The sequence below is a fragment of the Sulfitobacter sp. 1A13368 genome, from assembly GCF_043557275.1.
Classification (GTDB): Bacteria; Pseudomonadota; Alphaproteobacteria; order Rhodobacterales; family Rhodobacteraceae; genus Sulfitobacter; species Sulfitobacter faviae.
This window is the reverse complement of the sequence record NZ_JBIFFR010000001.1, coordinates 1-14,169: the sequence shown is the minus strand read 5'-3', so window position 1 is coordinate 14,169 and position 14,169 is coordinate 1. Positions and strand designations below refer to the sequence as shown.

Sequence of the window (14,169 nt, the reverse complement as noted above, 5' to 3'; positions counted from 1 at the left end):
TCAGAAGGAATTCATTGCCGCCTTGGTGGCAAAGGCCGCGATGAGCGCCCAACCGAAGGAGGCCAGCGTGCCGATGATCACGTATTCGCTGATCTTCTGGTTCTTTTTGACGGTGTCAAAGCGCAGGATCGACTTTGCCGCGATGAGGAAACCGATGCCCGCAGGCTCACCGATCATGACCATGAGGAAAATCAACGCGCGTTCCAGCAGGCCGATCATCCGCCCGGCATTCTCCAGCCCGTCCGGTTGGGCTTGCGCTTTGTGCGGCAGCATCAGGCCGCCCACGGCGGGACCGCCTGCGAGCGTCGCGGTGATCAGCCCCGCGATAAACACGGCGGGCGGGATGAGCATGCTGCTGTGGTCGGCCCAGATGCCGCGGGCAAAGGCGTCGGGGGCATAGTGGACAAGGGCTACGATGGTGATGAGATGGGCGAGTTGATCGGTAAGGTAGGGCCAAAGCCGGTCGCGCTTGTGCGCCGACACGGCGTAGGTCTTAAGCGCATCAATTGCGGTATGGGCAAGCGCGAGGAGGGCGGCAGGGATCAAACTGCCGCCGAGGGCCAATGCGGTCAGGGCAAAGACGATAGCGCCGTGGAGCAGTAGCACTTGCGGCTTGCGCTTGGCGGCGACCATGGCATTGGTTTGAAACACGAAATCCGCCAGCAAGTGAGCGATCAGGCAAGCGAGAGCGGTGGCGATGGCCTGTTCGGTCATAGAAATTCCGGTAGTTGGTGATGGCGTCCATTTGAAAAGCCATGGCGAGCCGGGACAAGTGTTTTCTTATGGTGTTTAACAGTCTAATTTGGCTGTAATTCGATAAAACAGGCTTAAAGGGCTGTTTTGCGCGCCTCGAGAACCTCGCAGACCTCCCGCAACTCATCTATCCCCGCCGCGTCCACATGGCCCTGTACGCTCTGCTGCGTCAGGTCGAACTCCCGCGCAAGCTCCGCCTGCAGGGGTGGTTCGGGGGTCAGCATGTAGTAGGCGACCTCGGCTTGGCGCTTGGTCCAGCCGCCCGCGATCCGGTCGGCGAGGGGCAGGGCCGTGCGCAGGGCGAGGGGGGCGTCGGGCGCGTGCATGCGGCGCGCGCGGGGCATGTTGTCGAGCGCGTGGCCGGAGCTGACCAGTGCCGCTCCGTCCGCGCGAGATAGGTCGTCACCTGCGAAATGCGCGGGGCCGATACCGATGCCAAAGCGGGTGTCGGCGGTCTTGCCGCAGCGGCGCACGGTGGCGCGTAGGACGAGGGCTGCGCGGAAGGTGAAGGCGGGCGCCACGGCCATCTGCCAGCCATCTCCGCGAAAACGGGTCATCCGGGCGGGCTGGCCTTGCCAAGCAGTCAGCGCCTCGGCGGCGTCGTCAAGGCGCGCGAAGATGGCATCCAACTCCGCCCGGCTCATCGCGGAGGATTTCACGATATCGCCGGTAAAAATTGCCCAAGTTTCCATGGCTTGCCCCTTGTTTCCCGCAATGTCGCAGGAAGGCGAAATCCATGCAAGCCCGGCCACGGAAAAGGGCCGCCCGGGAGGGGGCGGCCCTGACGGCGTTCTAACGGCTAGGACCGATCAGAGGCCCATGCAGTTCGCATAATAGGTCACGGTCGCGGGCCAGTCAGAGAAGACACCGGCCACGCCCACGTCTTGTGCCAACACATCCAGCGCCACTAGATAGTCGCTGTCGTCTTTCACAATGTCATTGACCGACTGGAAGTACCAACCACCACCGGAGGCGAGCGGGCCGGAGCGCTCCAGCGTCCATGCGATCAGGGTCAGCCCTGCTTCTTTCGCGGCCATGGCGTATTCGGATGCGGCGATGGCGCCGTCCTTATTGGTCAGCATCATGTTGAGCGAGGGGGCAAGGTAGTTCACGCCCTTGGCTTTCAGATCGGCGAAATCCTCGGCCCAAGTCTCGGGGTTTTGCTCATCGAAACCATCGGACCATTGCACCAGATAGACGGCCTGTTTGCCGAATTCCGGCGTGTTGTCGACCCAGTAGAGCACGTCTTCGAGATTGAAAGACTGTGGCCAAACGTCGGAGGCGGGGATGCCTGCGGCGACATATTCATCCACCAGTTTCTGCGCGTAGTCTTCCTGCGAGAAACCGTCATGCGGCATCTCGACGGAGGGGGATTTCAACTCGGGCGTGAACTTGGCGCCGAGGGATTTGAACAGTTCGATCGATTCCGCGTGGGTCATCAGATCGGCTTTGTCGCTGTAAAGCTCGGTGCGCCAATTCGCGACACCGCCTTGGTAGTCTTCGGCGGTGGTGGCGGTCTTGTCGGCGCTGTCCATCTTGGGCATCAGGGTGCGGAACTCTGCCAGAGTGATGTCGGAGGTCCGGCATTCGGCGCTGGCGGGCGTGTCACCCGAAGCGGCGGTGAAGCCGGTGGTGCATTTCTCGGCCAGATCGGAGACGAGGATGTTCGTCGTGGTGTGCAGATCGTTCTGGGCGTGGCGGCAGACCAGCTCATGATCGGCGGTAAAGGTCACGTCGCATTCCAAGATGCCCGCGCCCATGCGCGCGGCGGCGACGTTGGATTGCACGGTATGCTCAGGAAACATCAGCGGCGCGCCACGGTGGCCGATGGAGAAATCGGTTTTGGTGGCGTCTTGCCCCATGCAGGAGGCCAGCTTGTCCTTCAATGCGCCCTCGGGCAGCTTGTCCACCAGATAGGCCGGGCGGGGGCCGTATTCGACCGGGGTCGCGGCAGCATCGGCCTGAGCCAGCGCCATGCCGGGCGCGAGGGCCAGAGCGGCGAGAGAAACAAGTGTTCGCATAATGTTATCCGTTCGTGAATGAAGTTCTGGGGCTTCTATGGGTGCCCGATGTAACGGTTTCACGACCGGATCATGTCAGTCAAATGAACAATCCGCGGTGACCCCGCTCGGCGGGAAGCGGCCAAAAGAAAACGCCGCCGATGAGTTACATCGACGGCGTCTGTTGTTCGCGCTGCGAGACTGTCGGTTACATGAAGCCCAGTTCGAGACGGGCTTCGTCTGACATCATGTCCATGCCCCAAGGCGGCTCCCAAACCAGTGCCACATTGACCTGCTTGACCCCGGCGATCGGCTCAACCGCATCGGCAACCCAGCCGGGCATCTCACCGGCCACGGGGCAGCCGGGCGCGGTCAACGACATCTTGATGTCGACTTCGTTCTCGTCGTTGATGTCGATGGTATAGATCAGCCCCAGTTCATAGATATTCACCGGGATCTCAGGGTCATAGACCGTGCGACAAGCCTCAACGACCTGCTCGTAAAGCGGGTGGTCGGTGGAAGAGGGCGCAATCAGCGGTGTCCCTTCGAGCGGTTGGGTCTGTTCGGTCATCTCTTGCCTCGCATCATTCTCGACGTTTTATATAGGGATTGCGGGCAGGGGCGTAAAGTGGCCCCGAGCCGGGCGGGGCCGGTGCCGCCCCCGCTAGCCGCCTTTGCGACGCCGTGCGGGCTGTGGCTTCACCCGGGCTTCGATCTCATCATAGACCTTGCCGACGATGTCTTTCTTGGTGGCATTCTCGATCCCCTCGAACCCGGGGGAGGAGTTGACCTCAAGCACCTTTGGCCCGCTTTCCGACCGCAGCAGATCGACCCCGGCGATGCCAAGGCCAAAGGCCCGGGCGGCGCGCACGGCGGTATCGCGTTCCTCTTTTGAGATGCGCACGACCTTGGCCGAGCCGCCCCGGTGCAGGTTTGAGCGGAAGTCCCCCTCGGCGCCCGTGCGTTTCATAGAGGCCACGACCTTGCCCGCCACCACGAGACAGCGGATGTCTTCACCGGCGGCCTCCTTGACGAAGTCCTGCACGAGGAAGTTGGCGCGCAGGCCACGGAAGGCGTCGATCACACTTTCGGCGGCCTTTTTGGTTTCCGCCAGCACGACGCCCTTGCCTTGGGTTGACTCCAGTAGCTTTACGATCAGCGGCGCGGTGCCCACCAGCGCCATCAGGTTGGAGGTGTCTTTCGGCGATGCGGCAAAAGCCGTGGTCGGCATACCGATCTTTTTCGCGGCCAAGACCTGATGCGCGTGCAGCTTGTCGCGGCTCGCGGTGATCCCGGCAGAGCCGTTGACGCAATAGGTGCCGATCGTTTCGAACTGGCGGATCACGGCGGTGCCATAGGGGGTGATCGACGCGCCGATGCGTGGGATCACCGCGTCGTAGCGCGGCAGACGCTTGCCGTCGTAATGCACCTCGGGGGCGAGTTGGTTGATCGCCATATAGCAACGTGTGGTGTCGATGACTTCGACCACATGGCCGCGCGCTTCGCCAACCTCGACCAGTCGGCGGGTGGAGTAGTTGTCTTCCCGGCTTAGCACGGCAATGCGCAGGGCGCGCTGCGGCGCTTTGTGACGCAGGCTGGCGGTATGGTAGACGTCGTAATTCAGGTCAGGCTGCAAACGCCGTTCGGTGGCTGAGATGTTGATATGTTCGGTCAGCGCCTGACGGCCCAGCAGCATGCGGCTGGTCATGGTGCCCCGGTTGGTCAGGGTGACGTCGATGGGCCAGCTTTGGCCGCCGACCTCAAGCGTGGTGGCTATGACGAAACGTTGCTCAGACTCGCCGTTGGAAGAGGTCACCTCGCGCCGGTCGATGATCGGGGCGGAACAGGTGATCGAGATATCTTCGCGCCCGGCGATGGGATGCACGTTGAACCGCACCTTGGGTTTTGACGCGGGGCCGAAAACTTCGATGTCATGGGCATGCAGCGCCGAGGTGCGCGCGCCGGTGTCGACTTTTGCTTTGATCGCGGGCAGGCCAAGATCGGGCAGGGCAACCCATTCTTCCCAACCGAATGTGAGTTTTTCCATTGCCTGCTCCTTGGGTCATTGGTCTGCCTGCCTAACCTGCGGCAGGGGCTGCATCAAGCGGCGCGATGTCAGGGGGTGCCCATATCCGCGGGGGCGGGGGGCAACATGCGGACGTCGTCTTCTTTCTCCATCCGCGCGGCGGCGGCAAGAAGTTCCTCACGCACGCGGCATTCGATATCCCAAAAGGTGGCGGCATTGTCGGTGGGCAACTCGAAGCGCACCTTGATGCCAAAGGCATCTTGGTCGAGCACATGCACCTTGGCCTTGTCCATCGGTTTGACATCATCGGGGTCTTCGCGGGCCAAGAGGTCAAAGAACACACGGCGCAGAGCAGCCACATCGGCGTTTTGCGACAGGGTCAGAATGATGGGGCGCACCATGGCGTGATCCTCGATCGACCAGTTTTCAAAAGCGTCGGAGACGAAATAGCTGACCGGCACGATCAGCCGGGTGCCGTTCCAGTTGAGCAGTTGCACGTAAGTAAAGTGAATTTGCTCGACCGTGCAGAAATGCCCTTCAAAGATCAGCTGGTCCCCGATCCGTGCAGAGCGGTTCAGCGCGATCTGGATGGAGGCGAGGATATTGCCCAGAACCTCACGCGCGGCGAAACCCAAGACGATGGTCACCGCACCGGCAGAGGCCAGCAGCGACAGGCCAATGGTGTTGTCCGCGTTGCTGGAAACGAGGATCACCCCTGAGGCCACCAGCACGGCGATCACGATCACCCCTTTGCGCGCCGCCGCGATTGTCGTGGCGATGGAGCGCATATGGGCGTTCATCGGATCGGCAAGCTCATAGGCGTTGTTGGGGCTGATCCGGTCAAAGATCTCGTCAAAGGTAAAGACAATGGCGAGGGCGGCGGCTGTGACATAGGCGATCAGCAAAAGCGGGCTGAGCACCGCGTCGATAAAGCCCGAGACAACCAAGACCCTGCTGGTGGCCGTGCCAATGATTGCCGCGCAAAGCACGATGGCGGCGGGCCAGCGGAAGGAGCGCAGCACAAAGCGCATCCAGCGGCGTTTGGCGGCCTGCCCGAGACGGCGCATGATGCTGAAGGCGAACCAACCGGCTGTCAGGGCGACGACGACCAGCAGAGGCAGGAACAGCACCTCCCACAGATACATGCCCCAAAAGGCGCGGATGCGCAGCCAGTCGGGCAGCATCGTCTCAAGGTCCGTCGGCCCATACTGCGCGTGCAGATGCGGAATGTTGTCGATGCTCTGGCGCGAGAAGACCCAGACCGGCTCGGCATCCTCACCGGGTTTGATCCGGTTAAGCCGCAGTGGCACGTCATGGCCGCCCAGTTCCAGACGGTCGATCAAGAGCGAACGGCGCACGCGCCCGGTGTCATTGTCCTCGGTGGAGCCTGAGAGCCAGCCGTCGGGCCGGTCCGCCAGCCTGCGCCATGGCACGACGACCTTGCGCTCCATCAGAACGGAAAGTTGAAAAGCGCGCTCGGCCCCAATAACCGCCTGATCCCCTTGCGGCAGGTCCGACAGGTCAAGGATATGGGCCGCGTCCGAATAGTGCCCATTGTCGGTGAGGTAGATGAAGCTTTCTAACGCGGCCATCGGTGTGCCGCGGTCCAGCGTCTCAGGCGGGGGCGGCAGGCCGGGGTTCAGCTCGGTTGTTTGGAACCATTTCTCCTGCGCCTGCCCGGTGGCGGCCCCCGTCAGCAGCGCAATCGCCAGCACGAAGGCCCCCAGAAAACGAGGATACACAGACGCGAAATCGCGTGGGAGTAAGGCAAGCCGCTGCATGGTTAGCGCAATGTAGCGGGGGTTCGGGCAATTCAAGGCTACGCGGCGCTTTGAAACGCTATTTGCGGGCTTTGGGGCTGCGTTGCGGTTGCGCGTAGCGAGCCGTGCATAGTTGGATTGCTGGCTTCAAAGCCTGCGCAGGAATGCGTTGGCGGTGATCAAGCGGCGACGATCCAGCCCGGCCAAGCACCAAGCCCGTTATCCTTTGAACGATACCATTCTCGTGCAATCTGGGCTATTTCGGCTTTATTGCATGTTTCCCGCCACTGGTTTATCGCGCCAGTCGCAGGCAGAGAGGGCAGCGTATGACCAGCACCGGATTCACCAAACACGCGCAGGACGGCAAGGCACGCAGCGGCGTGATCCAAACCCCGCGCGGCGAGATCCGCACACCCGCCTTTATGCCCGTGGGCACAGCGGCGACGGTCAAGGCGATGATGCCCGAAAGCGTGGCCTCCACCGGCGCGGATATTCTGCTGGGCAATACCTACCACCTGATGCTGCGCCCCACGGCAGAGCGTGTGGCCGCCTTGGGCGGGCTGCATAGGTTCATGAACTGGGACAAGCCGATCCTGACCGACAGTGGCGGCTTTCAGGTGATGAGCCTTGCTGGCCTGCGCAAGCTGACCGAACGCGGCGTGACTTTCAAAAGCCACATTGATGGCTCCAAGCATGAGATCACGCCGGAACGCTCGATGGAGATTCAGGAGCTTCTGGGCTCGGACATCGTTATGTGTTTCGATGAATGCCCGGCGCTGCCCGCCGACCGGGACCGCATCGCCGAAAGCATGCGCCTGTCGATGCGCTGGGCCAAGCGCAGCCGGGAGGCTTTTGGCGACCGCCCCGGTCACATGCTGTTCGGCATCCAGCAAGGCGGGTTGGAAGAAGACTTCCGCCAAGAAAGCGCCGAGGCGCTGCGCGAGATCGGCTTTGACGGCTATGCCGTCGGTGGTCTGGCCGTGGGGGAGGGGCAGCAGGCGATGTTCTCTACCTTGGATTTCTCGACCGACATGCTGCCCGAGGACAAGCCGCGCTACCTGATGGGCGTGGGCAAGCCCGACGATATCGTCGGTGCCGTGGCGCGGGGCATCGACATGATGGACTGTGTGCTGCCCTCACGCTCTGGCCGTACGGGGCAGGTCTTTACCCGGAGGGGCGTGCTCAACATCAAGAACGCGCGGCATCAGGATGATCCGCGCCCGTTGGATGAGAATTGCAGCTGCCCGGCCTGCCGCAACTATTCGCGCGCCTATCTGCATCACGTCTTCCGCAGCCAAGAGATCATCTCGTCCATGCTGCTGACATGGCACAACCTGCAATACTACCAAGACATCATGGCCGGCATGCGCGAGGCCATCGCGGCGGGGCGGTTCACCCAATGGCAGGCCGATTTCCACGCAGGCCGCGAACAAGGTGACATCGACTCGCTCTGAGGGGTGGGCGCTTCGGCCTCACGGGAATTTGTGCGGATGATCCTTGCTGCAAGGTGGCGGGGTCTTAGGTGCCTTGCACATTCTATTGCAAGGAAAGGCCCGAATATGACCGAGAAGCTTTTTACCCCTTTCACCGCCGGTGAGATCGCGGCCGAGAACCGTTTGGTAATGGCCCCGCTGACCCGCAACCGCGCTGACAATGAGACTGGCGAAGTCTCGGATATGCATGTCGACTATTACCGCCAGCGGGCGGGCGCGGGCATCATCATTACCGAAGCCACCCAGATCAGCCCCGAGGGCAAGGGCTATTTCCAGACCCCCGGCATTCATAGTGAGGGTCAGGTCGCCGCGTGGCGCAAGGTGACCGACGCGGTGCATGCCGAAGGTGGGCGGATCGTCATCCAGCTTTGGCATGTGGGCCGGATCAGCCACACCTCCCTACAACCCGATGGCGGCAAGCCTGTCGCGCCTACTGCTATCGGCGCTGGCGTGAAAACCTTCACCGCCAACGGGTTCGAGGATACCTCCGAGCCACGCGCGCTCGAATTGGATGAGATGCCGCGTCTGGTCGCCGACTATGCCCATGCCGCCGAGATGGCCAAGAAAGCAGGCTTCGACGGGGTCGAGGTTCACGGGGCCAATGGCTATCTGCTGGACCAATTCCTCAAAACCGGCAGCAACAAACGCGAGGACGCCTATGGCGGCAGCGTAGAGAACCGTGCGCGGCTGCTGTTCGAGGTCTTGGATGCGGTGACGAAGGTCTGGGGCGGCGAACGTGTGGGGCTGCGCCTCTCGCCCTTTTCGCCCGCCAACGGGATCGAAGACGCCAATCCGCAAGAGACCTTTGAATATGTCGTGAAGGGGCTCAGCCGCTACAACCTGTCCTATCTGCACCTTGTCGAAGGCGCGACAGGCGGCTCGCGCGAGTTGGACGAAGGCGAAAGCATAGCCGCGCTGCGGGCGCTCTTTGACGGGCCTTACATGGCCAACAATGGCTATGACCGCGAGATGGCGATCAAGGCCGTGGCCGAGGATAAGGCCGATCTGATCGCCGTGGGTCGCCCCTTCATCGCCAATCCCGATCTGCCGCGCCGCTGGCAGATGAACGGGCCGCTGAACGAGGGCGATACCGATACCTACTATGGCGGTGGGCGCGAGGGCTTTACCGATTACCCGACGCTGGAACAGGCCGAAGCCTGACCGATCAGGGGCGCCCGCGCGGCGCCCCTTTCTTACGACGCGTGCAATTGGGGCGAAATCACCCCATCGCGCGCTTGCCTCCATCCCGCCGAAGCGCGATGATGGCGGTCGAATAGCCCGCAAGGGATTGAAACAGGCGGATGGGATGCACACATGTCCTGTCCAGAAGAGGGGATGTCAGAGGCCGCCTATGACAGGGGCCCGGATGTCTTGCTAAGATAAGGAATTGAGCATGTTAGAGCCACTGAACGCATCCTACCCGGTGCTTCCGCTGCGCGACATCGTCGTGTTTCCCCACATGATCGTGCCGCTTTTCGTTGGCCGCGAGAAATCCGTCCGCGCCCTTGAAGAGGTGATGGCGGACGATAAACAAATCCTGCTGTCGAGCCAGATCGACCCCGCCGAGGATGATCCCGACACATCCGGCATCTACAAGGCCGGTGTGCTGGCCAATGTGCTGCAACTGCTGAAACTGCCCGATGGCACCGTAAAAGTGCTGGTCGAAGGTCAGGCGAGGGTGCGCATCACCGAATACCTTGAGAACGACAACTTCTTCGAGGCGCGCGCCGAGTATCTGACCGAGATGCCGGGTGACGCGGCCACCACGCAGGCGCTGCTGCGCACCGTGGCCGATGAGTTCGAGCGCTATGCCAAGGTCAAGAAAAACGTACCCGAGGAAGCGCTTGCCGCCGTTGGCGAAAGCGCCGAGCCTGCGCGTCTGGCCGATCTCGTGGCCGGTCACCTCGGCATCGAGGTCGAGCAGAAGCAGGATTTGCTAGAGACGCTGAGCATCTCCGAGCGGCTTGAGAAGGTTTACGGCCTGATGCAGGGCGAGATGTCCGTGCTGCAGGTCGAGAAGAAGATCAAGACCCGCGTGAAGTCCCAGATGGAGCGGACACAGCGCGAATATTATCTGAACGAACAGATGAAGGCTATCCAGCAGGAGCTGGGCGACGGAGAGGACGGCAAGAACGAGGTTGCCGAGCTTGAAGCCAAGATCGCCGAGACCAAGCTGAGCAAGGAAGCCCGTGAAAAGGCCGAGGCCGAGCTGAAGAAGCTCAAGAACATGTCGCCCATGTCGGCCGAAGCCACCGTGGTGCGCAACTACCTCGACTGGATGCTGTCGATCCCGTGGGGCGTGAAATCCCGCGTGAAGAAGGACTTAGGCCGCGCGCAAAAGGTTCTCGATGACGATCACTATGGCCTTGAGAAGGTCAAGGAGCGCATTGTCGAGTATCTGGCCGTGCAACAGCGCTCGACCAAGATGAAAGGCCCGATCATGTGCCTCGTCGGCCCTCCAGGCGTCGGCAAGACCTCCTTGGGCAAATCGGTCGCTAAGGCCACGGGGCGCGAGTTCATCCGCATCTCGCTGGGCGGCGTGCGCGACGAATCCGAGATCCGCGGCCACCGTCGGACCTACATCGGCTCCATGCCCGGCAAGATCATCCAGGCGCTGAAAAAGGCCAAGACCACGAACCCGCTCATCCTGCTCGATGAAATCGACAAGATGGGGCAGGACTTCCGTGGGGATCCGGCCTCGGCCATGCTCGAAGTGCTCGACCCGGAACAGAACGGCACCTTCGTGGACCACTATCTCGAGGTGGAATACGACCTGTCGAACGTGATGTTCCTGACCACCTCGAACAGCTACAACATGCCCGGGCCGCTGCTCGACCGGATGGAGATCATCCCGCTTTCGGGCTACACCGAGGATGAAAAGCGCGAGATCGCCAAGCAACATCTGGTGCAGAAACAGATCAAGAACCACGGTCTGAAGAAGAAAGAGTTCGAGATCGAGGATTCGGCCCTGACCGGCATGATCCGTTACTACACCCGCGAGGCCGGCGTGCGGAACCTTGAGCGCGAGATCGCCAAGGTGGCGCGTAAGTCGCTGACCAAGATCGTTAAGAAGGAGGCCGAGAGCGTCACCGTGACCGGCGACAACCTCGAAGACTTCCTTGGCGTGCGCAAGCACCGCTTCGGTCTGGCCGAGGAGAAGGACCAGATCGGTGTTGTGACCGGGCTGGCCTATACCTCCGTGGGCGGTGAGCTTCTGAGCATCGAGGCGCTGCGCCTGCCGGGCAAGGGCCGGATGAAGACCACCGGCAAGCTCGGCGACGTGATGAAGGAAAGCATCGACGCGGCCAGTTCCTACGTCCGGTCGATCTCTCCGCAGATCGGGATCAAGCCGCCGAAGTTCGACACGCTGGACATCCACGTGCACGTGCCCGACGGCGCTACGCCGAAAGACGGCCCCTCGGCCGGTCTGGCGATGGTGACCTCGATCGTCTCGGTGCTGACGCAGATCCCGGTGCGGCGCGACATTGCCATGACGGGCGAGGTTTCCCTGCGCGGTAACGCCATGCCAATCGGCGGATTGAAGGAGAAACTTCTCGCGGCCCTGCGCGGCGGCATCACCACGGTGCTGATCCCCAAAGAGAACGAGAAGGACCTGCCAGACATCCCCGATAACGTCAAAGAGGGGCTGACCATCATCCCGGTGGGCCATGTCTCAGAGGTTCTGGAGCATGCGCTGGTGAGCAAGCCGAAAGCGATCGATTGGGACGAAGCCGCCCAAGAGGCCGCCGAGGCCGCCGCGATGAAGGCCCGTGCCGCAGGCGTGGACGCCACGACCACGCATTAAGGCGAGCGGCCTGTCAGAATGTCATCAACGCGCGCCTTTCGGGGCGCGCGTTTTTCGTATCCACCGTGGGGCAGGGCCCGCCGCATCTCGCGACAGTTTTTGCGCTAAACCCTCTTGCAAGCCGCGCCGCAATTGGCTACTTCGCCCCGCAAGGGTGATTAGCTCAGTGGTAGAGCGCTTCGTTCACATCGAAGATGTCAGGAGTTCAAATCTCTTATCACCCACCATTTTCCCCCTAGTTCGCGTTGGATTAGCTTGCCACTCCGAGCCTGCGCCCATCTCCCATGGCTTGCCTTCTCCGCGTCGGAGTGATCCTTATCCCCATCGGCCCATACCACGGGCACCACGGGCGGAGAGAGCATGTCGGCACATCCTAAAATCTGGTTCCTGCGCCACGGGCAGACCGAGTGGAATCGCGCGTTTCGTCTACAAGGGCATCTCGATTCACCGCTGACCGATCAGGGCATCGCCGAGGCTGAGCGGCAGGCACAGATCATGCCAGCGGTCCTTGCGCAAAAGCCGGATATCCTCGTCTCTCCGCTTGGCCGCGCGCAGCAGACGGCGCGGATTGCGTTGAATTGGGCCGCTTTCCAAACGGATGCCCGGCTGAAAGAAATCCATGCAGGCGATTGGCAGGGGGCAACCCGGGATGAGATATTCGCCGCGCACCCCGACCTCGCTGCCCGCGACCCGGCCCCGTTGGAGATCTACGCCGCCGCGCCGGGCGGGGAGGGGCTGGCGGCCTTTCGCGCGCGGATACGGGCGGTGCTCGACAGTTTGACCGCGCCCACGGTGCTGGTCGCCCACGGGCTCTGGGGGCAGGTGCTTCGCGCAGAGGTATGCGGCGTCGATCCGGCAGAGGCCGGTCGGCTCAGCAACCGACAAGGCTGCGTCTATCTGCTGGAGAACGGGACCGAGCGCATCTTGGAAGCCCCCGCATGAGCCGTTACCCGACGCTCTATATCCTGCGCCATGGGGAGACGGAGTGGAACCTCGCCAATCGGCTCCAAGGGCATTTCGATTCCCCGCTGACCGAGCGGGGGCGCGAACAGGCCGCGGCGCAGAATGCGATTCTGAAACGCTGCGATCTGGCGGGGGTCTCGGCGCTGAGCAGCCCGCAGGGGCGGGCGGTGGTCACAGCCGAAATCGCGCTGGCGGGGACGGGGCTAAAGGCTGCGCCTGATCCCCGTTTGGGGGAGATCGGCATCGGCGCTTGGGCCGGAATGTCGCGCGAGGCGTTGCTGCGCCAAACCCCCGCCGCGCGTGATTCCTACGATCTTTATGAACACGCCCCCGAGGGCGAGGGATTCGCGGCGCTGCATAAGCGCTGCCAGCGCTTTCTGGACAGCCTGACCGGCCCCCATGTGCTGATCACCCACGGCATCACATCGCGCATGTTGCGCCTTATTTTATTGGGCCGCACGCCCGCCGCGCTGCGGGAGATGCAAGGCGGGCAGGGGGTGGTTTTCCGTCTTGAGAACGGTCAGCAAGAAAGGCTGACATTATAGGCTTGAAGCCCGCCCCCACCTTGGGCTATCAGGTCCAAGTCGGGTCGTTAGCTCAGTTGGTAGAGCGCTTCGTTTACACCGAAGATGTCGGGAGTTCGAGCCTCTCACGACCCACCATCCCTCCAACCTATTTATTTGGATCAATCGGCTGCCCCAGTGGTGAGCCCGACCGACGCCCGCCCGCTGCGCGGTCAGTCTGGGTCGGGAGTTCGAGCCTCTCACGACGCAGCATTTCCCTCTCGTTCAGCGATTGATGTTGGGCCAGCAGCTCAATGCCTCCGCGGCATAGCAGTATTCCAAGCCATAGCCTTCGTCAGTCCTGACCATCGGGGCGGCCAAGTAAAAGCGGCCCGATCCCTCCGCGAAAACCACCCGATTTTGGGCCTCAAACCCAGCCCATCAAACGCCCCAAAAACAACTTACGAAAATTTCACATTTTCGCGCAAACCGCGCTTGACGGCGGAGCGCCCTCACCATAGAACACCCAAACGCTCCGGGGCGACCTGGAGAGTGCAGCGGGCGGTTGTAGCTCAGTTGGTTAGAGTACCGGCCTGTCACGCCGGGGGTCGCGGGTTCGAGCCCCGTCAACCGCGCCACCGCTGCCTGAAAAGGGGACCTCTCTGAGGTCCCTTTTTTCGTTTCCAATCCCCTTAAAATGCCGCGCAAAAACTTCTTTCGAGAAAGCACATTTTCTCGCGCGAATACGCTTGACGCCCCGCGCCCCGTGGCCTATTCCGCCCACATCGCGCGGTTGTAGCTCAGTTGGTTAGAGTACCGGCCTGTCACGCCGGGGGTCGCGGGTTCGAGCCCCGTCAACCGCGCCA

11 protein-coding genes and 4 tRNA genes are annotated in these 14,169 nt (G+C 62.2%); 9 read left to right on the top strand and 6 right to left on the bottom strand.

Going from position 1 to position 14,169, the window contains the following annotated elements; genetic code table 11:
• The 6 genes from ACGYK4_RS00075 to ACGYK4_RS00050 all read right to left on the bottom strand — a co-directional run bounded on the left by ACGYK4_RS00075 (window position 1) and on the right by ACGYK4_RS00050 (window position 6,494).
• Window positions 1-714, bottom strand: coding sequence for a DUF3307 domain-containing protein (locus ACGYK4_RS00075; RefSeq protein WP_394454651.1), 714 nt, complete (start codon window positions 712-714; stop codon window positions 1-3).
• A gap of 113 nt (window positions 715-827) precedes the next feature.
• Entirely contained in the window at window positions 828-1,445 is a 618-nt protein-coding gene (locus ACGYK4_RS00070; RefSeq protein ID WP_394454650.1) for a hypothetical protein, read from the bottom strand.
• A 117-nt stretch (window positions 1,446-1,562) separates the two neighbouring features.
• Window positions 1,563-2,774 (bottom strand): glycerophosphodiester phosphodiesterase family protein, encoded by a 1,212-nt coding sequence (locus tag ACGYK4_RS00065; RefSeq protein WP_394454649.1) that lies wholly within the window; start codon window positions 2,772-2,774, stop codon window positions 1,563-1,565.
• Window positions 2,775-2,961: 187 nt separating this feature from the next.
• Complete coding sequence (locus tag ACGYK4_RS00060) at window positions 2,962-3,324, bottom strand: SUF system Fe-S cluster assembly protein (protein WP_209218051.1); 363 nt, start codon at window positions 3,322-3,324, stop codon at window positions 2,962-2,964.
• A 93-nt stretch (window positions 3,325-3,417) separates the two neighbouring features.
• Window positions 3,418-4,800: a 30S ribosomal protein S6--L-glutamate ligase gene (gene rimK / locus ACGYK4_RS00055; protein ID WP_067265023.1), complete on the bottom strand. Its 1,383-nt coding sequence runs from the start codon at window positions 4,798-4,800 to the stop codon at window positions 3,418-3,420.
• Window positions 4,801-4,868: 68 nt separating this feature from the next.
• A complete protein-coding gene (locus tag ACGYK4_RS00050) occupies window positions 4,869-6,494 on the bottom strand; it encodes a mechanosensitive ion channel family protein (protein WP_394454648.1) in 1,626 nt (541 codons plus the stop codon).
• A 371-nt stretch (window positions 6,495-6,865) separates the two neighbouring features.
• Between ACGYK4_RS00050 and tgt the strand changes: the two genes are divergently transcribed.
• The 9 genes from tgt (at window position 6,866) to ACGYK4_RS00005 (ending at window position 14,169) form a co-directional block, all read left to right on the top strand.
• On the top strand, window positions 6,866-7,993 hold the full coding sequence (gene tgt / locus ACGYK4_RS00045) for a tRNA guanosine(34) transglycosylase Tgt (protein WP_394454647.1): 1,128 nt from the start codon (window positions 6,866-6,868) through the stop codon (window positions 7,991-7,993).
• Window positions 7,994-8,098: 105 nt separating this feature from the next.
• On the top strand, window positions 8,099-9,193 hold the full coding sequence (locus tag ACGYK4_RS00040; protein ID WP_394454646.1) for an alkene reductase: 1,095 nt from the start codon (window positions 8,099-8,101) through the stop codon (window positions 9,191-9,193).
• A gap of 232 nt (window positions 9,194-9,425) precedes the next feature.
• Window positions 9,426-11,837 carry an endopeptidase La gene (lon, locus tag ACGYK4_RS00035; RefSeq protein ID WP_394403451.1) on the top strand — a complete coding sequence of 804 codons (2,412 nt, stop codon included), beginning with the start codon at window positions 9,426-9,428 and terminating at the stop codon, window positions 11,835-11,837.
• Window positions 11,838-11,989: 152 nt separating this feature from the next.
• Window positions 11,990-12,064 (top strand) — tRNA-Val (locus ACGYK4_RS00030).
• Window positions 12,065-12,197: 133 nt separating this feature from the next.
• Window positions 12,198-12,779: a histidine phosphatase family protein gene (locus ACGYK4_RS00025; RefSeq protein ID WP_394454645.1), complete on the top strand. Its 582-nt coding sequence runs from the start codon at window positions 12,198-12,200 to the stop codon at window positions 12,777-12,779.
• The gene (locus ACGYK4_RS00020; RefSeq protein WP_394454644.1) at window positions 12,776-13,345 is read left to right on the top strand and encodes a histidine phosphatase family protein; all 570 of its coding nucleotides are present in this window, start codon (window positions 12,776-12,778) and stop codon (window positions 13,343-13,345) included. The genes ACGYK4_RS00025 and ACGYK4_RS00020 overlap by 4 nt, the downstream gene beginning before the upstream one ends.
• A gap of 41 nt (window positions 13,346-13,386) precedes the next feature.
• A tRNA-Val gene (locus tag ACGYK4_RS00015) sits at window positions 13,387-13,462 on the top strand.
• A 402-nt stretch (window positions 13,463-13,864) separates the two neighbouring features.
• Window positions 13,865-13,941: transfer RNA gene (locus ACGYK4_RS00010), tRNA-Asp, on the top strand.
• Window positions 13,942-14,092: 151 nt separating this feature from the next.
• Window positions 14,093-14,169, top strand: a tRNA-Asp gene (locus ACGYK4_RS00005).

Coding starts and splice junctions, on each gene's coding strand:
- ACGYK4_RS00075 (WP_394454651.1), bottom strand. CDS start 714: ATGACCGAACAGGCCATCGCCACCGCTCTCGCTTGCCTGATCGCTCAC.
- ACGYK4_RS00070 (WP_394454650.1), bottom strand. CDS start 1,445: ATGGAAACTTGGGCAATTTTTACCGGCGATATCGTGAAATCCTCCGCG.
- ACGYK4_RS00065 (WP_394454649.1), bottom strand. CDS start 2,774: ATGCGAACACTTGTTTCTCTCGCCGCTCTGGCCCTCGCGCCCGGCATG.
- ACGYK4_RS00060 (WP_209218051.1), bottom strand. CDS start 3,324: ATGACCGAACAGACCCAACCGCTCGAAGGGACACCGCTGATTGCGCCC.
- rimK (WP_067265023.1), bottom strand. CDS start 4,800: ATGGAAAAACTCACATTCGGTTGGGAAGAATGGGTTGCCCTGCCCGAT.
- tgt (WP_394454647.1), top strand. CDS start 6,866: ATGACCAGCACCGGATTCACCAAACACGCGCAGGACGGCAAGGCACGC.
- ACGYK4_RS00040 (WP_394454646.1), top strand. CDS start 8,099: ATGACCGAGAAGCTTTTTACCCCTTTCACCGCCGGTGAGATCGCGGCC.
- lon (WP_394403451.1), top strand. CDS start 9,426: ATGTTAGAGCCACTGAACGCATCCTACCCGGTGCTTCCGCTGCGCGAC.
- ACGYK4_RS00025 (WP_394454645.1), top strand. CDS start 12,198: ATGTCGGCACATCCTAAAATCTGGTTCCTGCGCCACGGGCAGACCGAG.
- ACGYK4_RS00020 (WP_394454644.1), top strand. CDS start 12,776: ATGAGCCGTTACCCGACGCTCTATATCCTGCGCCATGGGGAGACGGAG.